This is a genomic window from Pseudomonas sp. NA-150, assembly GCF_044336365.1.
GTDB lineage: Bacteria > Pseudomonadota > Gammaproteobacteria > Pseudomonadales > Pseudomonadaceae > Aquipseudomonas.
This window is the reverse complement of the sequence record NZ_CP172305.1, coordinates 4,226,458-4,249,595: the sequence shown is the minus strand read 5'-3', so window position 1 is coordinate 4,249,595 and position 23,138 is coordinate 4,226,458. Positions and strand designations below refer to the sequence as shown.

16 protein-coding genes are annotated in these 23,138 nt (G+C 61.2%); 12 read left to right on the top strand and 4 right to left on the bottom strand.

The features are described from left to right. Positions 1 to 27: 27 nt before the first annotated feature. Positions 28 to 1,455, bottom strand: coding sequence for a DUF1254 domain-containing protein (locus ACF0H7_RS20105; protein ID WP_397448630.1), 1,428 nt, complete (start codon positions 1,453 to 1,455; stop codon positions 28 to 30). Positions 1,456 to 1,764: 309 nt separating this feature from the next. Here ACF0H7_RS20105 and ACF0H7_RS20100 point away from each other — a divergent pair, with 309 nt between their 5' ends. The 4 genes from ACF0H7_RS20100 (at position 1,765) to ACF0H7_RS20085 (ending at position 5,410) form a co-directional block, all read left to right on the top strand. Beyond that, positions 1,765 to 3,096 (top strand): alpha/beta hydrolase, encoded by a 1,332-nt coding sequence (locus ACF0H7_RS20100; RefSeq protein ID WP_397448629.1) that lies wholly within the window; start codon positions 1,765 to 1,767, stop codon positions 3,094 to 3,096. Then, positions 3,093 to 3,497: a hypothetical protein gene (locus ACF0H7_RS20095; RefSeq protein ID WP_397448628.1), complete on the top strand. Its 405-nt coding sequence runs from the start codon at positions 3,093 to 3,095 to the stop codon at positions 3,495 to 3,497. The genes ACF0H7_RS20100 and ACF0H7_RS20095 overlap by 4 nt, the downstream gene beginning before the upstream one ends. Continuing rightward, entirely contained in the window at positions 3,478 to 4,566 is a 1,089-nt protein-coding gene (locus ACF0H7_RS20090) for an alpha/beta fold hydrolase (RefSeq protein WP_397448627.1), read from the top strand. The genes ACF0H7_RS20095 and ACF0H7_RS20090 overlap by 20 nt, the downstream gene beginning before the upstream one ends. Before the next feature lie 73 nt (positions 4,567 to 4,639). Then, a complete protein-coding gene (locus tag ACF0H7_RS20085) occupies positions 4,640 to 5,410 on the top strand; it encodes an SDR family NAD(P)-dependent oxidoreductase (protein ID WP_397448626.1) in 771 nt (256 codons plus the stop codon). Positions 5,411 to 5,483: 73 nt separating this feature from the next. Here the strand turns inward: ACF0H7_RS20085 and ACF0H7_RS20080 are convergent, their stop codons facing one another. Next, complete coding sequence (locus tag ACF0H7_RS20080; RefSeq protein WP_397448625.1) at positions 5,484 to 5,753, bottom strand: hypothetical protein; 270 nt, start codon at positions 5,751 to 5,753, stop codon at positions 5,484 to 5,486. Positions 5,754 to 6,132: 379 nt separating this feature from the next. On the opposite strand from ACF0H7_RS20080, the gene ACF0H7_RS20075 reads away from it, so the two are divergent. The 4 genes from ACF0H7_RS20075 (at position 6,133) to ACF0H7_RS20060 (ending at position 10,517) form a co-directional block, all read left to right on the top strand. After that, positions 6,133 to 6,687, top strand: a complete 555-nt coding sequence (locus tag ACF0H7_RS20075) for a helix-turn-helix domain-containing protein (RefSeq protein ID WP_397448624.1) — start codon at positions 6,133 to 6,135, stop codon at positions 6,685 to 6,687. Between the two features lie 73 nt (positions 6,688 to 6,760). Next, on the top strand, positions 6,761 to 7,528 hold the full coding sequence (locus ACF0H7_RS20070) for a gamma-glutamyl-gamma-aminobutyrate hydrolase family protein (protein WP_397448623.1): 768 nt from the start codon (positions 6,761 to 6,763) through the stop codon (positions 7,526 to 7,528). 216 nt (positions 7,529 to 7,744) lie between these two features. Beyond that, a complete protein-coding gene (locus ACF0H7_RS20065) occupies positions 7,745 to 9,082 on the top strand; it encodes a glutamine synthetase family protein (protein WP_397448622.1) in 1,338 nt (445 codons plus the stop codon). 67 nt (positions 9,083 to 9,149) lie between these two features. Then, entirely contained in the window at positions 9,150 to 10,517 is a 1,368-nt protein-coding gene (locus ACF0H7_RS20060) for an aspartate aminotransferase family protein (RefSeq protein WP_397448621.1), read from the top strand. A gap of 138 nt (positions 10,518 to 10,655) precedes the next feature. Here ACF0H7_RS20060 and nirD read toward each other — a convergent pair whose 3' ends face one another. Then, complete coding sequence (gene nirD, locus ACF0H7_RS20055) at positions 10,656 to 11,051, bottom strand: nitrite reductase small subunit NirD (protein WP_397448620.1); 396 nt, start codon at positions 11,049 to 11,051, stop codon at positions 10,656 to 10,658. Further along, on the bottom strand, positions 11,051 to 13,627 hold the full coding sequence (gene nirB / locus ACF0H7_RS20050; protein WP_397448619.1) for a nitrite reductase large subunit NirB: 2,577 nt from the start codon (positions 13,625 to 13,627) through the stop codon (positions 11,051 to 11,053). The genes nirD and nirB overlap by 1 nt, the downstream gene beginning before the upstream one ends. 607 nt (positions 13,628 to 14,234) lie before the next feature. Between nirB and ACF0H7_RS20045 the strand changes: the two genes are divergently transcribed. The 4 genes from ACF0H7_RS20045 to ACF0H7_RS20030 all read left to right on the top strand — a co-directional run bounded on the left by ACF0H7_RS20045 (position 14,235) and on the right by ACF0H7_RS20030 (position 23,023). Next, on the top strand, positions 14,235 to 18,017 hold the full coding sequence (locus ACF0H7_RS20045; RefSeq protein WP_397448618.1) for a molybdopterin-dependent oxidoreductase: 3,783 nt from the start codon (positions 14,235 to 14,237) through the stop codon (positions 18,015 to 18,017). 107 nt (positions 18,018 to 18,124) lie between these two features. After that, on the top strand, positions 18,125 to 19,561 hold the full coding sequence (locus ACF0H7_RS20040) for a PAS domain S-box protein (RefSeq protein ID WP_397448617.1): 1,437 nt from the start codon (positions 18,125 to 18,127) through the stop codon (positions 19,559 to 19,561). Next, the gene (locus ACF0H7_RS20035) at positions 19,485 to 22,085 is read left to right on the top strand and encodes a response regulator (protein WP_397448616.1); all 2,601 of its coding nucleotides are present in this window, start codon (positions 19,485 to 19,487) and stop codon (positions 22,083 to 22,085) included. The genes ACF0H7_RS20040 and ACF0H7_RS20035 overlap by 77 nt, the downstream gene beginning before the upstream one ends. A gap of 2 nt (positions 22,086 to 22,087) precedes the next feature. Continuing rightward, positions 22,088 to 23,023, top strand: coding sequence for a diguanylate cyclase domain-containing protein (locus ACF0H7_RS20030; protein ID WP_397448615.1), 936 nt, complete (start codon positions 22,088 to 22,090; stop codon positions 23,021 to 23,023). The last annotated feature ends 115 nt before the right edge of the window (positions 23,024 to 23,138 follow it).

Here is a 23,138-nt window from a genome sequence, read left to right as displayed (position 1 = left end):
TTCCGTTTGTCGAAGAGTGCTGGCGGGTTAATCAAGGCGTTGCAGTGCGGGGCGTTTCCATTGGCCGTTGATCACGTCCGGTTTTGGCCAATACAGGCGTAGCGCCAGGAAGAACGGGCCTTTGGGGGCGGGCAACCAGTTGCTTTCCAGGTTTTTGCCGGGGGAATCGTGTTGCACATACAGGGTCAATCCTCCGTCCGCGTCGCGCTTGAGATCGGGCAGCATTGGCGAATTGATCAAGTAACGATTTAGCGGGTTGGCGCTTAGCATTCGCGAGGGCAGTTCATAGAGGGTCAGCGACCAGAACGCATTGACCGGCGGCAACTGCCCTGCATCGAAGTGCAGCTGATAACGGTGGTCTGCGGCCTCCAGTTTCTGCCCTTGGCCATCGACGAAATAGGACGGGTACAGCGCCTCTTCTTTGGAGTTGCCATAGATGCCGCGCACCGCCGCAACCATGCGATAGCCATAGTTGTTCTGCAGGAATTCACGGGTGCCGAACACATTGCTGCTGACCAGTTTGCCGGCGTTGGCTTGCTGTTCCAGATCGGCCTCCACCTGCCAACCGTCGGCCATGCCTTGTTCCACAGCCTTACGCAGTTCAGGGGTCAAGGATTGCGCGCTGAAGCTGCCGTGTGGACCGATGCCCAGCTTGGCGAAGCGCGCCATCAAGGCCTGCTCGGAGGGATGCGTCGGGCTCAGGCTCAGCAGGAAATTCAGTTCATGGAAAAACTCCAGTGAGCTGCGTTCCTGATCCGCGCTGAGTGGCACGGGAAAATCGAGTGCGGGCGCGGCGGCGGGTGCAGGCTGCCCGAGAAACGCGGACAGCGGTTGCACGCGATAACCGGCCTGGATCTGTTTGACCTGATCGATATCGGCGGGGTCGCGCAATTGCGTGCGATAGAACACGAAGGCCAGTTCGGTTTCCGAGTGAATCACCGCCTTGATCCCCGCTGGCGTTTCACCTTTCCAGTCGGGACCGGCGAGGAGGAAGTTGCCGGCTTCGTTACCCGTGGCACGACTGCCGACATACGCGAAGTTATGGGTATAGGCATCGACGAACTGCGCCGCGTAGTAACGACCGTTCTCCACGGCGGGCATGCTCAGCACCAACGGTTCGGCGCGTAAGTCCGCGCCCAGTTGCGAGTAGGGGGTGTCCGAATTGGGGGTCTGGATCGCCTTGTCGTCGGGGCTGTAGACCCGTGCGGTGTTATTCAACTGGTTCCACGGACCCTTGTATTCCGGGTTGTTGCGGTCGACGAAGTAGGCGTACTGGATGCGGTAATGGTCAACCATGGGATAACCGTAGACATAAGCGTCGCGCGCAATGCCTCGCGCCTCTTCGGAGGACAGTGCCTGGGCCTGTGCCATTTGGGCCAGTGCCGTGTGGGTCAATGCGCCCAGCAAGCCGAGGGAAAGTACCGTGGTAATGCCAAATACAATGCGCTTCGTCACGCGGTGAGCTCCTGATGAGAGTCGCCGAATCGCTGCCCGTCGACAGCCGGCGATAAGTGTAGATAGCTTCAACGCGCAGCCAACTGAAGGGCGTTGATTCGCGCAGAGTAGGCCAGACAACGCCTGTGCCGATCACCACTCGAAAAGGGTGGTCGGGCGTGCTGTCAGTCGTGGCCTTAGAGCTCGCAAATTGACGGTCCAGGCGGGCGCTTTAAGAGTGGGCGTTGCCCCCTGCTACAGGAGTGGGTGTTCTGCGTGCGGCGAGCGGTAGGCTGCTGGCAGGAGATCAACCAGCGGGAGGTGTGTGGGATGAAGGAGGCAAAAGGCCGTTTGGCCGACGATCAACAGAAACGCGGTAGCCCGTCGGATATCGGCATGCCGCATGTACGGCGGGCGCTTCAGCCGGACCGTGATGCGCGTGTGTTTCTACGTGTGCTGAATCTGGCCACCGGGATACGTCCGGTTGAGAACTACTCGCTACGCCAACTGCGCCAGGTCTGGCGTCTGACCGCCTTCGCGCTGGGCAGCAAACCCTTGGTCGGCACGGTGACAAATCTGGAGATCGAAGGCCCCGGTGGGCCGCTGGCGTTACGACTGTTCAACCCCAGGCCCGCAGGCGAGCCATTGCCGGCTTTTGTCTGGTGCCATGGCGGTGGGTTCATGGTCGGTGGTCTGGATACGGCCGAACCAATTTGTCGCAGCATTGCTCATCAGGCCGGTTGCATCACCATCGCCGTGCGCTATCGGTTGGCGCCCGAGCACAATTTGCTCGCCGGACGAGAGGACTTTCTCGCGGCGCTCGAATGGATCGCCGAACACGGCGCGTCGCTGGGCATCGATACCTCACGGCTAGCGATTGGCGGTGACTCGGCGGGCGGCAATATCAGCGCAGCGGTGGCTCAGGAAGCGTTGCGGCGCGGCGGGCCTGCGTTGTGTCTGCAAGTATTGGCCTACCCGGCGACCGACTTGCTGCAGCAGTTCCCGTCCTATGCCGAGAATGCCAGCGGCTACCTGGTGACCGACACCCTGCTGGAGCGCATTCAGCAATCGGTGGCCGGTTCACTGGAGACCCTCGACCCGACAACACCCTGGCTGTCGCCACGGCGTAATCCGGACTTGCGCGGCCTACCACCGGCCCTGGTGATCAGCGCCGGCTTCGACCCGATTCGTGACGACGGCCTGGACTACAGCGCCCGCTTGCGCGCGGCCGGTGTCAGCGTGGAACTGCTGCATTTCGCCGGGCAGTTTCATGGCTTTCTCAACTTCGACATGGTGCTCGGCGCGGGGCGCGAGGCATTGCAACAGATCAGCGCCGCGCTGGCCGCTGTGTTTCGCAACCAGCCAGCGCCGGACCGCACCCTCGAAATCGCCGAGCAACAAGCCGCCACCGCTTCAGCAATGTGCGTCGCGATGGGCGAGCTGGCGACCGCGTGCCTGGTCACCTCGATGGCCACGGCGGGTTGGAGCGACACCTTGCTGCGCCAGCTGTCACCCAAGGCTGCCCGTGTTTCGCGCCTGCTGCTCGCACCGTGGCTGAGCCCGGCCCGTTTGATGCGGCGCGTCCTGACCGCGCACCTCAACCCGCTGACAGCCGAGCAAACCTATCCGCACCTGATCGATTGCCAAGGAGTTCGACCATGATTTTCTCCAATCCTTTTCAGAGAGTGCGTGAAGCCGTGACCCTGCTCGAAGACGGGATCAATGCACTGGCTGCGCGAAAAATGGAGTCGAAACAGTTCGCCCAGGCGGCCAGTCAGATCGCCAGGGTTTCCCTCGGTGTGCGGCATGTTTTCGAGAAGACCCTGGCCTGTTCTTTCAAGCGCCTGGACATCCCCAGCCGCCGTGATCTTTTCGAGCTGAATTCCTTAGTGCGGCGGGTCGAAGACAAGCTGGACCATCTGCTGCCGCCACACGCCGTGCCGTCACTCGCCCCACGTCCGGCGCGTACCCGACGTCCGCCAGAGCCGCCAGCGAAAGTGGCACTCAAACCGGCCACCAAACGCAAGGTCAAGGAGGTGAAAGATGACGCTCTCCCGTCCTAAGCAGAACAGCGACCCCTCGCTGGCCGACCAACTGTGGACCGAAGTGGAGCGCATGATCCAGCGCAGCCTCAAGGGGCTGAGCTACATCGGTTCGCCGGGTCCAGCGGTGGGCATTACGGCGAAGACGCTGTTGCATCGACGCGGCACGCTGAGCCTGTACCGTTATCACGCCTCCACCGACGAGGTGTATCGGGTGCCGTTGTTGTTCGTGATGGCCACCACCAACAAGGCCTACATCTTCGACCTGGCCAAGCGTCAGAGCCTGATCGAGTTTCTGTTGGCTCGTGGTTACGACGTCTATGTGATGGACTGGAACGCGCCGACCCACGAAGAGCGCCAATTGAAGATCGAGAATTATGTGCTCGATTTCATTCCCGATTGCATTCGCCGGGTGCTGGCCGAGTCGGGCGTGGATCAGGTGACGTTGGTGGGGTATTGCATGGGCGGGGTGCTGTCGAGCATTTACGCGGCACTGAACCCCGATGGCCCGCTGAAAAACCTGGTGTGTTTCACCACGCCGATTGACTGGAAACAGATGGACTGGTCGCGCCGGCTGGCCGATCAGCGATATTTCGAAGTGGATCGGCTGGTGGATGCGGTGGGCATCATTCCCGGGCAGATGATCATCCGCGCCATCGATATGTTGCGGCCCGCCGGGCGCATCGCCGGGCAAATCCGCCTCTGGGACAACATGTGGAACGATGACTACGTCAAAGGCCACCGGATGATGACCCGCTGGGGCGCTGAGACCTTGCCGCTGGCGGGCGAGTATTACCGGCAGATCATCAAGGAACTGGTGTGGCGAAACGGGCTCTGCGACGGCGGCCTGTGCATCGGTGGGCAAGCGGTGGAGCTGGCCAACATCAAGGTGCCGCTGCTGCATGTCATCGCCGAGCACGACACGTTGGTGCCCCCTGCGTGCGCGCAGCCGTTGATAGACATGGTCGGCTCGCAGGACAAACAACAAATGGTCCTGCCGGGTGGCCACGTCAGCTTGGTGGCCGGACCCGCCGCCGTGAAACGCATGTGGCCGGAGCTGGATCAATGGCTGGCGAGCCGATCGGTATGAGCCATTCAGTGTTGCGCGGTCATGGCGATCACTTTCCATTCACAACGATTGATAACAACAACGGAGACACGGCATGAACATCGGGGCACTGCTCAACGGACAACGAATTCTGATCACTGGCGCGTCGTCGGGCCTGGGCAATCACTTCGCCCGGCTGGCGGCGCGCTGCGGTGCCGAGGTGGTGATCGCCGCACGGCGCAAAGAGCGGCTTGAATCACTGGCGGGCGAGTTGCAGGCACTGGGCGCGCAACAGGTCACGGTGATCGAACTGGACGTCGCGCAGGCGGCTTCAGTAACGAACGCCATCGGTACCATCACCGAGACCGGCAAGCCTCTGGATATCCTGGTCAACAATGCCGGTGTCGGGCGAGAAGGCTTTGCCATGAGCCAGAGCATCAAAGAGTTCGACGAGGTGATGGCGACCAATCTGCGCGGTGTATGGCTGATGTCGACCGAGGTCGCACGGGTGTGGAAAGCCGCGGGGCGCGGCGGGGTGATCGTCAACATTGCCTCGATTCAGGCCGAGCGCGTGATGCCCGGCGTCGCCGCGTATTCCGCGTCAAAGGCAGCGGTGGTGCACCTGACCAAGAGCCTGGCGCTGGAGTGGGCGCGTCACGGTATTCGGGTCAACGCGATTGCGCCGGGCTACATCAACACCGAAATGACCCAAGAGACTTGGGACACGCCGCACGGCGCCGCGCTAATCCAGCGCATTCCGATGCGACGGCTCGGCAATCCCGAGGAACTGGACGGTGCGTTGCTGTTGTTGGCGACGCAGGCGTCATCGTGGATGACGGGGTCGGTGGTGACGGTCGATGGCGGGCATGTGGTGTCCGGGCTCTGACCTCAACGCCGAAGCGCGCTGGCTGCAGACACCTTGGGTGGGTCATGCCTTTCCCAGGGTGTGGCTCACCTTTTCAGCCTTGCTCGCGGCGTTTGGCTGGCAGCGGATACACCGGCTCGGTGCGCTTGCCCAATTCTGATCGAATCCGTGAAATCTCCGCGCGGATTTTATCGCGGACTTCTTCCTGGCTGGTGGCCGGTAAAGAGTCATACCAACGTCGTTGGTATTCCCGATCGTTCGCGCGCTGATCCTGTGCGCCCGCGGTCAAAATCATCTCTGCCGTGAAATCGGGAAGCTGCTCCTCCGCGTCGTCGGATAGAGGTCCCTCTGGAAGCAGATCCATTGTTGTTATTGCTCCTGCTCAGGAAGTTTTTTTGTGTGGGTCTGGCGGTACTGACATGGGGGCAAACTTTACCGCAAATGAAAACGATTTGTCGTTTGTAATAGATCTTTTGAGGGTGGTCTGAGCGATTACTCATGCGTAATCGCGATAAATGTTAGCTCAATTCGATTTATCCCGGATCTTTCGTAAAAAAGCCCGTGTTTGAGCCATTGTCGACGAATCAGTTGTCATTACTGCGGCTGCACTAGACCTGAGCAGATTTTGAGAGGGTGACGGTGTCCATGAAAATTTAATCTATTTATTTCATGAAAACTCTCGCATAATAATTCACCAAACGCATCTGCCATCAACCTGATGTAACCGATTTGAGGAAGTGTGAATGAACATGGGCGAGGAGCTTGAAAGCCTGTCGATTCTGATCCGCGACCTGCGTGAGCACAAAAACGTGACGCTGGGTGTATTGTCGGAAAAAATCGGTCGCTCGGTGGGTTTTCTATCGCAAGTGGAGCGCGGGATTTCTCGTCCCACGGTGGCCGACCTGACCGCGATCAGTGAGGCGTTGGGCGTGCCGACCACCTATTTTTACAGCCTGTCCAAACCGCGCGCGGTGTCCTGGGTCACTCGACCGGACGAGCGCCGGACCTTGTATTACGCCGAAGGCATCACCGACGTGCTGGTGTCGCCGAAGATGTCGGCCGGCTTCTCCATGCTTGAAAGCCATCTGGCGCCCGGTGCAACCAGTGGCAAGGGGCATTTGGACGACAGTTCCGAACAGGGCGGCTTTGTGTTGGAGGGCGAGTTGACGGTTTGGCTGGATGAGCAGGCGCCGGTCACGCTGTACCCCAACGACAGCTTCCAATTGCCGGCCCATGCGCCGTTCAAGTACGCGAACCTGTCAGACAAACCTGCGCGGGTGCTGTGGGTGTTTACCTGATTGCGGCTGTGCATCGGCGCAGTGTTCAAGCCTTCTTTTAATGATCTGTTGCTGCTTTTTCGAGGTGACTCTGATGAATTTAAAACCAGTGGTCGGCGTTTCTGCGTGCGTCAAAAACATCGGCCAGTTTGCTTACCATGTCACGGGTGACAAGTACCTGCGCGCGGTGACGCTGGCCGCCAACGGGCTGCCGATGATTCTGCCATCGCTGGCGGAGTTGACGGACATTGAAGCGCTGTTGGCGAACCTGGATGGCCTGCTGCTGACCGGTTCGCCGTCCAACGTCGAGCCCGCGCATTATCAGGGGCCGGACAGCGAAGCCGGCACTGCCCACGATCCGGCCCGGGACGGCACCACGCTGCCGCTGATTCGCGCGGCGGTGGCGGCCGGTGTTCCGCTGCTGGGCATCTGTCGGGGCTTTCAGGAGTTGAACGTTGCCTTCGGTGGCAGTCTGCATCAGAAGGTGCATGAAACCGGTGCGTACATGGACCATCGCGAGGCGGATGATTCGAGCCCTGCGCTGCAGTTTGCCCCGGCTCACGCAATGCATATCCAACCGGGTGGGGTATTTGCCGCCCTTGGTTTGCCAGCGGTTATTCAGGTGAACTCGATCCACTCGCAAGGCATCGACCGCTTGGCGTCGTGCCTGCGGGTCGAGGCTGTGGCACCGGATGGGTTGATCGAAGCGGTCTCGGTACAGGACAGTCTGGCGTTTGCCGTCGGTGTGCAATGGCATCCGGAATGGGAGGTGCTGTCCAACCCGCCGTACCTGAGCATTTTCCAGGCCTTCGGCGATGCCTGTCGCCAGAGGGCTGCGTTGCGTTTGGGTAGGGCTGCCTAAGTTATGTGAAGTGATGTCCCTTGTTCGCGTCTTCACTGTGCTCGTCAATTATTTAAAACGTTTTCATTCATAAATCTGAATATGAGCCAAATCTGTTTGAAAATATTGACGATGTGAAATTTATCAGCTATTTTTTCATGAAATTATCTTAAGAATTATTCATGAGATGGCCTGTCGTCTGACTCGCCGCTCGCCCAAGACTGAAGGATCATTACGATGAACGCCGATTTGTTGGCTGAAGTTCAGGCCTTTCGCCAACGCTATCCCGAGGTGCGCTACGTCGACCTCATTGCCCTCGACATTCCCGGGCACTTTTATGGCAAGCGCTACCCGGTGGAGATGCTTGAGAAAGTCGCGGCGGGCAGTGCGTTGAAGTTGCCGCAGAACTGCGTGTTGCTGGGCGTGCAGGGTGGCTTGTTCAAGATTGGCGATTATTGTTTCCATGATGGCGACCCGGATGTCCTGCGGCGCCTGGTGCCGGGAACGCTGAAGCCGGTGAGCTGGGAAACCCAGCCCATGGGGCAAATGCTGATCACCTCGGACGGCACGGCGGCACCGATTGAGTTCGAGCCGCGTGAAGTGCTGGCCAGTGTGCTGAAGCGCCTACGCGATAAAGGCATTTACCCGGTGGTGGCGTTCGAACTGGAGTTCTACCTGTTCGATAAAAAGTTGAACGACGGCCTGCCGCAATTCCCCCGTGATCAACTGTCCGATGACAGCGACGATCAGCCCAACATGCACATCGAACGCTTGTCTCGCTTCTCGCCGGTGCTCGACGACATGGTCGAGACCGCACGCGAGCAAGGCGTCGACACCACGGTGGTCACCGCCGAAATCGGCCCGGGGCAATTCGAGATCAATTTCAGCCACCTCGACGATGGCCTGAAAGCCGCCGACTGGGCCGCCTTGTTCTGTCGCAGCACCCGCGGCGTGGCGTTGAAACATGGCTACCGGGCCAGCTTTATGGCCAAGCCTTACCTGCAGCATCCGGGCAGTGGCATGCACGTTCACGTAAGCCTGTATGACGAAGCGCGCAACAACCTGCTGACCGCCAACGATCAGCAAGCCTTGCGTCACGCCGTGGCCGGGTGCCTGGATCTACTGCCGCACTGCATGCCGATCTTTGCGCCGAACCAGAATTCCTACCGCCGCCTGGGCGGCACGGTGAACGCGGCCACGCGCGCCAGTTGGGGGTATGAAGATCGCGACGCCTGCATCCGCATTCCGGAATCGGACGCGAAAAATCTGCGCATCGAATATCGCCTGCCGGGCGCCGATGCCAACCCATACCTGGTGCTGGCGGCGATCCTCGTTGGTCTCGAACACGGCCTGGAGCAGCGGCGTGAACCGATCGCGCCGCTGAACGAGGATCGCAACAGCGGCATTGATTTTCCGCTGGACGTGCTGGACGCCGTGCGCGCCATGCACCAGCACCCACAGGTATGCGCCGGCCTGGGCGCCGAGTTCGTCGATGTCTATTGCGCCAACAAGCGCCAGGACCATCAGGCGTTCCTGCAAGACATCAGCACCCGCGAATACCGCTGGTTCCTTTAATTCCGCGTCCCGGTGACAACCAGTCGCCTTCCCAGACAGCGCGCTATACGACGTTACGGAGTCCATCATGAGCAACTCGCAGACCCTGAAATGGCAGTCCCTGAGCAATGACCATCACCTGGCGCCGTTCAGCGATTTCAAGCAGTTGAAGGCCCAAGGCCCGCGGATCATCACCCATGGCAAAGGCGTCTACATCTGGGACAGCGAGGGCAACAAGATTCTCGACGGGATGGCCGGGCTGTGGTGTGTCGCGATCGGTTACGGGCGTGACGAACTGGCCGATGCAGCCAGCAAACAGATGAAGGAACTGGCGTTCTACAACACCTTTTTCATGACCGCTCACCCACCGGTATTGGAGTTGGCCAAGGCCATCGCCGATCTGGCGCCGGCGCACATGAACCACGTGTTCTTCACTGGCTCCGGTTCCGAAGGCAACGACACCGTACTGCGCATGGTGCGTCACTACTGGGCGCTCAAAGGCAAGAAGGACAAGAAAGTCATCATTGGCCGCGTCAACGGTTACCACGGCTCGACGGTGGCCGGTGCCAGCCTGGGCGGCATGTCGGGTATGCATGAGCAGGGCGATCTGCCGATTCCCGGTATCGTGCACATCGCGCAGCCTTACTGGTTCGGCGAGGGCGGCGACATGACCCCCGAGGCATTCGGCATCTGGGCCGCCGAGCAACTGGAGTTGAAAATCCTCGAAGTCGGCGAAGACAATGTCGCGGCCTTCATCGCCGAGCCGATCCAGGGCGCGGGTGGGGTGATCATTCCGCCGGCCAGCTACTGGCCGAAGATCAAAGAAGTCCTCGCCAGGTACGACATCCTGTTCGTCGCTGACGAGGTCATCTGTGGCTTCGGACGCACAGGCGAATGGTTCGGCTCCGACTACTACGACCTCAAGCCAGACCTGATGACCATCGCCAAAGGGCTGACCTCCGGTTACATCCCGATGGGCGGGGTCATCGTCAGCGACAAGGTGGTCGAGGTGCTCAACGAAGGCGGCGACTTCAACCACGGCTTCACTTATTCAGGCCACCCGGTGGCGGCCGCGGTCGCCCTGGAAAACCTGCGGATCCTGCGTGAAGAGGAAATCCTCGAAAAAGTACGTGCGCAGACAGGGCCGTATTTGCAGCAGCGCTTGAGCGAACTGAGCGATCACCCGTTGGTTGGCGAGGTCCGTGGCGTGGGCATGCTCGGCGCCATCGAACTGGTCAAGGACAAGCAGACGCGCGAGCGCTTCAAGGACAAAGGCGTCGGCATGATCTGCCGTGGCCATTGCTTCAACAACGGCCTGATCATGCGCGCGGTGGGCGACACCATGATCATTTCCCCGCCGCTGGTGATCAGCAAGGAAGAGATCGATGAGCTGGTGAGCAAGGCGCGGTTGTGCCTGGATCTGACGTTGGCCGAGCTTGAGGCGAACGTCGCCTGATACGACACAAGACCCCTGTAGGAGCTGCCGAAGGCTGCGATCGGTTTGGGCCGCTCCAATAATTGCTGAAGGTTCTACGAACCTTTTTGCAGCCTTCGGCAGCTCCTACAGGATTGCGGTATCACAATCGCGCAACCGCTAAACCCGCACCACCCCAATCTCCACCGAATCCCCATTCAAGCGCACCGGCCACACCTTGAGTGGCTGCTCCGGGTACTCCACGCACGAGCCGTCGTGCAGACGGAAGTGCTGTTTGAACATCGGCGAAGCCACCACCAACTCGCCACCCATTTCGCCGATCAACCCGCGACCAATCACATTGGCCCCGGATTTCGGGTCGCGGTTGGCCACGGCGTAGAGCTGTTCGCCGTCTGCGGTGTGCGGCAGGTGGAACAGGGCGATTTGCGCGTCATCGAGCAGGGCGACCACGCCGGAATTGGCGATCAGGTCCCAACGGCTGCACAGTGAGCGCCAGTGCGTGTGCGGCTCAATGGCCTGACGTGGCTCGGCAATTGCGCTAGTGGACTGGCCCATCAGAGCACCTCTTCGAAGAGTGGAATAAGGGAAAGTTCGGACGCCTTGACCGGGCGCCGCTGTTCTCGTTCACGGACGAAATGGATATCCGGGTCGGCGCCTTTGTCGTTGACGAAAGTGCGGAAGCGTTTGAGTTTTTCCGGGTCGTTGAGGGTGTTGGCCCATTCGCATTCATAACGGTCGACCACCAGTTGCATCTGCGCTTCCAGTTCATCGGCAAGGTCGAGGCTGTCATCGATGATCACTGCCTTGAGGTAATTCAGGCCGCCTTCCAGGGTTTCGCGCCATACCGAAGTGCGCTGCAATTTGTCGGCGGTGCGGATGTAGAGCATCAGGAATCGATCGATGTAGCGGATCAGCGTTTCATCGTCGAGGTCGGTGGCGAACAGTTCGGCATGGCGCGGACGCATGCCGCCGTTGCCGCACAGATACAGGTTCCAGCCTTTCTCGGTGGCGATGATGCCGACGTCCTTGCTCTGCGCTTCGGCGCACTCGCGGGTGCAACCGGACACCGCGAATTTCAGCTTGTGCGGCGAACGCAGGCCCTTGTAGCGATCCTCGATCCGCAGCGCCATCTTCACGCTGTCTTGCACGCCATAACGGCACCAGGTGCTGCCGACGCAGGACTTCACGGTGCGCGTGGACTTACCGTAGGCGTGGCCGGTTTCGAACCCGGCGGCGATCAGCTCGGCCCAGATGTCCGGCAGTTCGTGCAGTTGCGCGCCGAACAGGTCGATGCGCTGGCCGCCGGTGATCTTGGTGTAGAGGTCATATTTTTTCGCTACGGCACCGATGGCGATCAGGCCGTCCGGGGTCACTTCGCCGCCCGGAATCCGTGGCACCACCGAATAGGTGCCGTTCTTCTGCATGTTGGCCATGAAGGTGTCGTTGGTGTCCTGCAACGGCACCAGCCATGGCTCCTGGATCGGCCGGTTCCAGCATGAGGCGAGGATCGAACCCACCACCGGCTTGCACAGATCGCAGCCGTGTTCACCGCGACCATGGCGCGCGAGCAGGGCGTCGAAGGTTTCGATGCCTTCGATGCGCACCATCGAATACAGCTCCTGACGGGTATAGGAAAAGTGCTCGCAAAGGCTCTTGTCCACCACCACGCCGCGTGCGCTCAACTCATGCTCGAAGACTTGCTTGAGCAGCGCCGAGCAGCCGCCACAACCAGTGCCGGCCTTGGTCTGGCCCTTGAGGCTGGCGAGGTCGCCGCAGCCGCTGTCGATCGCCGAGCAGATCGCGCCTTTGCTGACGTTATGGCACGAGCACACAGTGGCGGCCGCAGGCAGTGCATCGACGCCCAGGGTCGGCGCGCCTTCGCCACGGGGCAGGATCAGGCTGGATGGATCGGCGGGCAGGGCGATGCCGTTCTGCGCATATTGCAGCAGCGTGTCGTAGTAACTGTTGTCGCCCACCAGTACTGCGCCGAGCACGGTTTTGCCGTCGGCGGAGACCACCAGACGCCGGTAGCTGGAGGTGGCTTCGTCGATAAAGCGGTAGCTGCGCGAGCCTGGCAAGGCGCCATGGGCATCGCCGATGGAGCCGACATCGACCCCGAGCAGTTTGAGTTTGGTCGACATGTCGGCGCCGAAGAACGGCTCGGCATCCTGCTCGCACAGTTGTGCGGCGACGTTACGCGCCATCTGATACCCAGGCGCGACCAGGCCGAAGACGCTGCCGTTCCACGCCGCGCATTCGCCGATGGCAAAGATGTCGGCGTCGCTGGTGCGGCAATGCTCGTCGATGGCGATGCCGCCGCGTGGGCCGAGTTCCAGCTTGCACTGGCGGGCCAGCGCGTCCTGCGGACGAATGCCGGCCGAGAACACAATCAAGTCGGTTTCGAGAAACTCGTCGTTGGCGAAATTCATCCGGTAGCGATAGTCCTCGCCGGCGCTGATCGATTGAGTGGCGCGGGATAGGTGCACGCCGACGCCCAGGGTTTCGATGCGCGCCTTCAGCGCCGCGCCGCCAAAATCGTCCAGTTGCACTGGCATCAGGCGTGGGGCGAACTCCACCACGTGGGCTTCGAGACCCAGCGATTTCAGCGCATTGGCCGCTTCCAGACCCAGCAGGCCACCACCGACCACCACGCCACGGCGCGCCTGGTTGGCCGCGGCGCGGATGGTGTCGAGGTCGTCGAGGGTGCGATAGACCAGCCGCGAATTGCCCTCGGCGCCTTCAATCGGTGGCACGAAGGGGTACGAGCCGGTGGCCAGCACCAGGGTGTCGTAGGCGAAGCAGCCGTGGGCGGTGATCACCTCGCGGCGCACGCGGTCGATCTCCAGCACCGGCACGCCGAGGTGCAGCGTCAGGCCGTTTTGCTGATACAGCGAAGCGTCACTCATGGCCAGCGACTCGGCGTCGCGACCGCCGAAGTATTCGGACAGGTGCACGCGGTCGTAGGCGCGCTGGGGTTCCTCACCGAACACATGAATCTGATAGCGATTCAGCGCACCGGCAGCGATCAACTGTTCGACGCAATGGTGACCGACCATGCCGTTGCCAATCACGATCAGGGTCTGCAGCGGGTTAACAGAAGCGGGGTCGAAAGCAGCGACGATGGAATTCATAAGACGTCCCGGCCAAAGCCAATCAGGTTTTTCGAAAGCAAAAAAAAAGCGCCCGGAACCTTTCGGTCCCAGGCGCCTTTGCCTGTTGATTCATGGGTGTCACCGGGCCACGCTGCCGGGTGCACCTGATTAGCCCGTGGCCCTTATTCAGGGCTGGCGATCTTCGTTGATCGACCGGGCGCTCCTGCCAGATGTTCATGGTGGGGCTGGTGAAGCTTATGCAGAGCTTGTGCCAGTTATGCGTGAGTCCCCTGTAGGAGCCGCCGAAGCCTGCGATAACCTCAGGATATTCACCGCTTTTTAGTACCTGTCTCAGCCTTCGGCAGCGCCTACGAAATCTATGCTTGCATCAGGTTTTTGCGTTGGCTTGGTGCGCCGACAGGGGGCGTCGCTTTAAATCCGTGCATCCGCCGTGCTGTTTGATTCGCGGTTTTCAACCGCCACCCCGCTAAAAATCGCCCTATGGCCACTCTGGCGTGTGCTTTGCAAAGCACCTCGCACAGGTAGTCAACGCCGATTGCCATCTTCACGACAAAGGCGCCGTGCAGTCCCCGTTTCGACGGAGGGCTGCAGGGCGCTTTTTTTTGTTCTCGATTAGGGGTGATCCATGGCGAATAAAACAGTGCGCAGCGTGTGTCCTTACTGTGGTGTGGGGTGCGGCATTGTCATGCAGGTCGCCGATAACCGAGTGGTCAAGGTCACCGGCGACACGACCCATCCGAGCAACTTCGGGCGCCTGTGCACCAAGGGCACCACCAGTGGCCAGGCCATCGCCGACTCGGGCCGGATGGAGTACGCGTACCTGCGTCATGAGCGCAGCCGCGACCCGGTGCGCACGCCAATCGACCAGGCGATCAGCGAAACCGCCCGGCGCCTGCGCGGCATCCTCGACCAACATGGCCCGGACGCGCTGGCGTTTTATGTGTCGGGGCAAATGTCGCTGGAGGCGCAATACCTGGCCAACAAATTGGCCAAGGGTTTCGTGCGCACCCCGCACATCGAGTCCAACTCACGGCTGTGCATGGCCAGCGCCGGCAGTGGTTATAAGTTGTCGCTGGGCGCCGATGGGCCGCCGGGCTCTTATGAAGACTTCGACCATGCCGAGCTGTTCTTCGTCATCGGCGCCAACATGGCGGACTGTCACCCGATCCTGTTCCTGCGCATGATGGATCGGGTCAAGGCCGGGGCGAAGTTGATCGTGGTCGATCCGCGCCGCAGTGCGACGGCGGACAAGGCTGGGCTGTTTTTGCAGATCAAGCCGGGCACCGATCTGGCGCTGCTCAATGGCCTGTTGCATCTGCTGTTGAAGAACGGCCATACCGATCCGGCGTTCATTGCCTCGTTTACCGAAGGCTGGGAGGCGATGTCCGAGTTCCTCGATGATTACTCGCCGGAGAAAGTCGCCGCGATCACCGGCATTCCCGAGCACGACATTCGTCAGGCCGCGCAGTGGATCGGCGAAGCGGCCGAGTGGATGAGCTGCTGGACCATGGGCCTCAACCAAAGCACCCACGGCACCTGGAACACCAATGCCCTGTGCAATCTGCACCTGGCCACCGGCGCGATCTGCCGGCCGGGCAGTGGGCCGTTTTCCCTGACCGGCCAACCCAACGCCATGGGTGGGCGCGAGATGGGCTACATGGGCCCCGGCCTGCCGGGACAACGCTCGGTGTTGGTCGACGCTGACCGCGATTTCATCGAAGACCTGTGGGCAATCCCCCACGGCAGCCTGCGCCAGGACGCCGGTGGCGGCACCATCGAGATGTTCGAACAGATGCGCGCCGGCACGATCAAGGCCTGCTGGATCATCTGCACCAACCCAGTGGCCTCGGTGGCCAATCGGCAGGCGGTGATCGAAGCGCTGCAACGGGCCGAGCTGGTGATCGCTCAGGACGCCTATCTGGATACCGAGACCAATCGTTACGCCGACATCCTACTGCCTGGCGCGCTGTGGGCCGAGGCGGAAGGGGTGATGATCAATTCAGAACGCAACCTGACCCTGATGCAGAAAGCCGTGGACGCCCCTGGCGACACGCTGCCCGACTGGCAGATCATCGCGCGGGTGGCCTGTGAAATGGGCTTCGAACAGCACTTCAACTATGCCGACGCCGAGGCGGTGTTCGAGGAAATCAAGCGCGCCTGGAACCCCGCCACCGGCTATGACATCCGCGGTGCCAGCTATCCGCAACTGCGGGAGAAATCGCGCCAATGGCCCTGTGGCGAGGGCGCCGGGGACCGCAATCCGATCCGTTACCTCACGCCCGATAACACTGCGCCGATTGTGTTCCCCACACCGAGTGGCAAGGGCGTGTTCCTCCCGCGCCCGCACATGCCGCCCGCCGAAATGCCCGATCAGGCGTTTCCCTTCGTCCTCAATAGCGGGCGGTTGCAGCATCAGTGGCACACCCTGACCAAGACCGGAAAAGTACCGACGCTGAACAAACTGAACCCCGGACCCTTTATCGAAATTCATCCCGAGGACGCGGCCAGCCTTGGTATTCGTGACAAGGATCAGGTGGAAATACGCTCCCCGCGCGGGCGCGCGGTGCTGCCAGCGGTGGTCAGTGATCGGGTGCGTCAGGGCAATTGTTTTGCGCCGTTTCATTGGAACGATGTGTTCGGTGAGCAACTGGCGATCAACGCGGTGACCAACGACGCCGTTGACCCGATTTCCCGGCAACCGGAACTCAAGTTCTGCGCGGTGGCGTTGCAGCGTGTCGAACTGATCCCCCATCGGACCTTTGCGATTCCGGCGCCGATAGCGATCAGCGATTCTTTGGCAGCCTCTGAGGAACCGGGACTGACCTTGCTCTGGGCCTCGCAAACCGGCAACGCCGAGGCCCTGGCCGAAGCCTATGCCGCGCGTTTGCGCGATGCCGGGCTGGTGGTGGCGCTGAGTGCCATGGCGGATTACCCGGCGAGCCGCTTGAGCCGAGGCGGTAACGTCGCGCTGATCAGCAGTACCTTTGGTGACGGCGATGCTCCAGACAACGGCCAGGCCTTCTGGCAAGCGTTGAGCGATGACAGCTTGCGTCTTGAATCACTGCGTTATGCCGTGCTGGCGCTGGGTGACCCTAATTACGATCAGTTCTGCCAACACGGCAAGCAGCTGGATCAACGCTTGCAGGCGTTGGGCGCGACGCCGTTGCTGGCCCGGGTCGATTGCGATAGCGACTACCAGGCGCCTGCCGATGCCTGGTTGGCCGTTTTGCAGCAGACGCTGGGCGTCGCGCCGTCAGCCACCGAGGCGAGGGCCAACGCTTGGTTGGCCAATGCGGTGGAAACGCCGAGCAAGGCGCGTCCGCACGCGTCACGGTTGCTGACCAATCGTCGACTCAACAGCCGCAGCGCGAACAAGGACACACGCATGTTCGCCCTGGACCTGGCCGATTCCGGCCTGCATTACGAGGCGGGCGATGCCTTGGGCGTGTGGCCGCGCAATTGCCCGGAATTGGTCGGCGAGGTGCTCGGGCTCACCGGGCTGGGCGTCGATACCCCGGTGCGCGTCGGTTCGCTGGGCGAGCTCGCGCTGGGTCAGGCGCTGAGCGAGCACTTTGAAATTGCGCGGCCTAGCCACGAGACGTTGGCCTTTATCGCCGAACGCAGTGCCAATCCGGGCCTCAAACGCCTGCTTGCCAGCGAAAACAAAGCTGAACTGAAAGACTGGTTGTGGGGGCGGCAACTGGCGGATGTGTTACAGGCGTATCCGCTGGTGTGTGACGCCGACGAACTGCTGACCACGCTCAAACGCTTGCAACCCAGGGTGTACTCGATCTCGTCCAGCCCCAAGGCACACCCGCAGGAAGTGCACCTCACGGTTGCTACCGTCCGTTATGGCCAGCGCAAGGGAGTGTCCTCGACCTTCCTCGCCGACCGCGCGCACAGTGCTCAGGTGCCGGTGTTCGTGCAGCCGTCGAAGCACTTTCGACCTCCGGTCGATGGCAACCTGCCGACCATCATGATCGGCCCCGGCACCGGGGTGGCACCGTTTCGTGCCTTTCTGCAAGAGCGACGGATGCGCGGTGATCAGGGCAAGAACTGGTTGTTTTTTGGCGAGCAGCACGCGGTGACTGATTTTTACTACCGTGAAGAGCTGGAAGGCATGCGCGACGATGGGCTGCTGACGCACCTCAGCGTGGCGTTCTCTCGGGATCAGGCGCACAAGATCTATGTCCAGGACCGCATTCGCGAGCAGGGCGCCGAGCTGTGGCGCTGGTTGCAGGACGGGGCGCGTCTGTATGTCTGCGGCGATGCCAGCCAGATGGCCAAGGATGTCGACCAGGCACTGCGCGACGTCGCACGTCAGCAAGGCGGATTGAGTGAGGAGCAGGCCGGCGAACATATCCGCGAGTTAGTCGAGCAAAAACGCTACTTGAGAGATGTTTACTGAGCCATTTGCGACATCCCCGGGATTTTCCGCGCCAATAGTTTGCCGGGTATCGACCTTTGATCCAGACTGCCAGATCAATAATCGATTCTCATCTCGGGAACGCATACGTGGCACAACGGTTTTCGCTGACCTTCCGAATGACGTTGTTCATTTCCATCATGTGCACGTTACTGGTGGGGACCGATATTTGGCGCAGCGTGGCCTCGCGCAAGGTGCAGCTGGCCGAGATGACCACCGCCACGGCAAACCTGGCGCGGGCCATGGCGCAGCACGCCGACGACACCTTCAAGGAAGTCGACACCGTGCTCGGCGGCATCGTCGAACGGGTCGAGCACGACGGTGTATCCCCGACGGCTCTAGAGCGATTGCATCAGCGATTCATTTCACGCCTGGGAGAACTTGAGCAAGTCAGTGGCCTGTTTTTATTCAACAGCGATGGCGACCTGGTCATCAATGCATTGCCAGGGCCTTTAAACAGCCATAACAACGCTGACCGCGAGTATTTTGCCTACCATCGCGATCATACCGATCGCGGCGCGCACCTCTCGCCTCCGGTGCTGAGCCGGACCTCGGGCAAGTGGGTGATCCCGGTGTCACGGCGAATCGACGCCGAGGATGGCAGCTTTGCCGGCGTGGCGTTGGCAGCCATCGATGTTGATTTCTTCCTGCAGTTCTACAACCACCTCGATATCGGCCACGAAGGCGCGGTGGTGCTGGCGTTCAACAATGGTGTGATGGCCGTGCGCAGGCCTTACGAAGAGCGCTTTGTCGGCGCCGGCATGCTCAACACCATGCTGTTCCGCGAACACGTGGCCCAAGGGACGTCCGGGACCTTCTCCACCCAGTCGTCGCAGGACGGTGTGCTGCGCCTCAACAGTTTTCGCAGTTTGCATAACTACCCGTTGTTCGTCGCCGCAGCCCTGTCGCAGGATGAAATCCTCGCCACCTGGTGGACCGATACGCTGTGGCATGCCGGCGGCATCGGTCTGCTGGTGTGCGTGTTAGCGATCTTTGGCTGGCGGCTGATTCGGCAGGTCAACCTGCAAGGCAAAACGGAAAAGGAACTGGCGGCCAGCCTGGAAACCACCCGAGCGATCCTCGACACCGCCGTCAACCCGATCATCACGGTGGACAGCGAAGGGCGGGTGCGCTCGGTCAACCGCGCCGGGCAACGGGAGTTCGGTTACGAGCCACAGGACATCATCGGGCTCAGTGTCCGTGATCTGGTGCCGGATTCGCATCTGCAGGCGTATCAGGAGTACAGCGTGCAGTTCGCCGAGAACGGTTTCACTGACGCGGGCAGCGGCGTGGAATTGGCCGGAATGCGCAAGGATGGGTCGGTGTTTGCCGCGCACGTGTCCACCGGCGCGATGCGCGGAGCGGGCGAGCGGCGCTTTGTCTGCGTGATCACGGATATCTCGGAGCAAAAAAAGCAACGCCAGCGATCTGGCGGCCACCCGCGATCACATGTTGTTGGCCGCCGACATCGCCGAGCTGGGCATCTGGTCATGGAACCTGAGCGACGGCACGGTGCAGTGGAATGACCAAATGTTCGAGATCTATGGTTATTCGCCGGCTGAGGTCGGCACAGCGCTGACCTTCGAGCTGTGGAGCTCGCGGGTTCACCCGGAAGATGTCGACAACGTGAAAAAGGCGATCGATGCGGTGCTGGACGACCGACAAAACTTTCTACCATCCTTTCGCGTAGTACTGCCCGATGGCCGCGTGCGGCATGTGGAGACCGGCGTTCGGGTCCAGCGTGACAGCTGGGGCACCCCGGTGCTGATGACCGGGATCAACCACGACGTCACCGCGCAACACGAACTGCAAGTCAATCTGCGCCGGGCCAAGGAACACGCGGATGCCGCAAGCGCGGCCAAATCCTCGTTTCTGGCCAACATGAGCCACGAGATCCGCACGCCGATGAACGCGGTGCTGGGCATGCTGCACCTGGTATTGTTGACGCCGCTGAACTTGCGCCAGCGCGACTATGTGAACAAGGCGCAGACCGCGGCCAAATCACTGCTCGGCCTGCTCAATGACATCCTCGACTACTCGAAGATCGAGGCCGGCAAACTGCAGCTCGACCCCCATCCCTTCGACCTCGAATCCTTGATGCAGGACCTGAGCGTGGTGTTGGCCGGCAATCAGGGCCAGAAAGAAATCGAAGTGTTGTTCGACCTTGATCCGGCGTTGCCCAGCGCGTTGATCGGCGACAGCCTGCGATTGCAGCAGGTGTTAATCAACCTGGCCGGCAACGCGTTGAAATTCACCTTGAAAGGCCAGGTGATCGTCAGCCTGGAGCGCTTGAGCTACACGGGGTCGACGGTGTGTATCCGGGTGGCGGTGACGGACAGCGGGATCGGTATCAGCCCCGAGCAGCAGGCGCGGATCTTTGACGGGTTCAGTCAGGCCGAAGCCTCGACGTCGCGGCGCTTTGGTGGCTCGGGCCTCGGGCTGGTGATCTGCAAGCGTCTGGTGGGTTTGATGGGCGGCGAGCTGCAGGTGCAAAGCCGACCGGATGTCGGCAGCCGCTTCTGGTTCGACCTGTGGCTGGATATTGATTCGTCGGTGCCGGTGGCCGTCGCTGATGGGCGTCTCGCCGCCGAACCGCCCATGCGCCTGCTGGTGGTCGACGACAACCCGATCGCTGCCGAACTGCTGGTGCGCACGGTGACCGCGCTGGGTTGGCAGGCCGATCTGGTGAGCAGCGGCATCGACGCGGTCACCCGCATCAGTGAAACAGTCAACGAAGGCGAGCGCTATGACGCGGTGTTGATGGACTGGCGTATGCCGGACCTGAGCGGGATGAACGCGGCGAAGCTGATTCGCGAGGTAAAAGGCCGAACCCCGCCGCCGGTGGTGGTGATGATCACCGCCTATGGCCGCGAAATTCTTGCCGAAACCTACGAGCGGGGCGATGCGCCGTTCGCCGGTTTCATCACCAAGCCGGTGACGCCACGGCAACTGACCGAGGTGGTGCTGCGCGCCTTGCACGGTTACGTGGGGCCGACCGAAGGCAAGGTGTTGCCGCGCAAACCCGCGGCACGTCTCAAGGGGCTGCGGCTGTTGGTGGTCGAGGACAACGCGCTGAACCGCCAGGTCATCGAAGAATTGCTCAGGACCGAGGGCGCCCAGGTGCAACTGGCCGATGGCGGGCTGGAAGGGGTGAGGTGCGTGACCCTGGCGCCGCACGCCTTCGACGCGGTGCTGATGGACGTGCAGATGCCAGACATCGACGGCTACGAGGCGACCCGGCGGATTCGGGCCAACCCGCGCTTCGCCACGTTGCCAATCATCGCGATCACCGCCAATGCCTCCGCCATCGACCGCCAAGCCTGCCTGCAGGCGGGCATGAATGGCCATGTCGGCAAACCCATCGATCTGGCGTCGCTGGTCTCGGTGATCCGCACCCAGGTCGACAGCCAGCGGCCACCGATGTTGGCCCACGGCGATTCATCGATGATCACTGAGTCGTTGATCGAAGCGCGTGCCTCCATCGTTGAGCGGCTGGACGGTAATCTGGATTTGATTCGCAGTGTGCTGAGAATTTTTGGTCCCGAAACCGAGAAGCAGCTGTCGAGCCTTGAAGAACAGATCACCAGCCATAATGGGGTGGCGGCGGTGAGCGTGTTGCATGCGATCAAGGGCAGTGCCGGAACCGTGGGTGCCAAGGCGCTTTCCAGCAAAGCCGGGGACCTTGAGCAGGCATTGAACGAAGGCGAGGCGTCGGCGATCACCGAGCGGTTGGCCGCTGGCACCGTCGCAGAGTTGAGGCAACTGCTCAATGCCAGCGTGCAACAACTGATGAGTGCGTTTGCCGAACCGGATGAACAGGACGCATGGGTCGAAGACGAGCTACCGTTGGCCGAGTGGCGCGTTCAGTTGAGCAGCATCCTGACCTTGCTCGATGCGTCCAACCTGCGCGCCATCGCGGCAGCCGAAGCGCTGGCGGCGCGGACACAGCAACAGCGCTCTGCACGATTTGAGCTGTTCCTCAAACAGGTGAGGGCATTGGATTTCACCACGGCGGCACTCAGTGCTCGCGATATGTTGGAGCAACCGTAGCCATGGAACGCATTCTCGAGAGTTGGCTGCTACACGCCAATCGGCGCCCGAAAATCCTGATCGCCGATGACCAACCGACCACCATTCGGGTGCTGCACGAACTGTTTTCCGCGCAGTGTGACGTGTTCATGGCCACCAGCGGCGCACAGGCGCTCAAGGTGTGTCAGGCCGAGTTGCCGGACCTGATCCTGCTGGACGTGGTGATGGATGACATCGACGGGCATGAGGTGTGCCGCCAGCTCAAGGCCGATCCTGCGACCAGCACCATTCCGATCATTTTTATCACGGCGCAGAACCAGGAAGCCGACGAAGTGGTCGCCCTCGGTTTGGGCGCGGTTGACTTCATCACCAAGCCAATCAACTCGGTGATCGTCCGGGCTCGGGTCGGTACTCAACTGACAGTTAAGCTGCAAGGTGATCTGCTGCGCGCCAGTGCGCTGCTGGATGGCCTGACGGGCGTCGGCAACCGGCGCAAGTTCGACGACGACCTGCTGACCAACTGGCGCCAGTGCCTGCGGGAAAAAAACCCGATCTCGCTGGTGTTGCTCGATATCGATTATTTCAAGCGCTACAACGACCATTATGGGCACCAGCGCGGCGATGCTTGCCTGAAGCGAGTGGCGAAAGCCCTGTCCGAAACCCTGCGACGCCCCTATGACAGCGTGGCTCGCTATGGTGGCGAAGAGTTCGCCTGCATCCTGCCCAGGACCGGGCTGGAAGGTGCGCTCGGCATGGCTGAAACGATGCTGGCCAATATCCGTGAACTGGAGATTGAGCATAAGGGCTCGGACATCGATCGGGTAATCACCGCATCGCTGGGCGTCGCCACCCTGACACCCACCACCGGTTCCGGTCCCGAAGCGCTGCTGGCGGCGGCGGATATCCAACTGTACCAGGCCAAACGCAGCGGCCGCGGACGGGTTTGCCCAAAATTGTAGATACCGTCTTGACCCTCTGTGGCAGGTTTGCCTGGCGGCGGCACTGAGACACCGCTTTCGCGAACCTACTTGCTGAATGTCCGCAGCGTGCTGTAATCCCCAATGAAAAACTTGA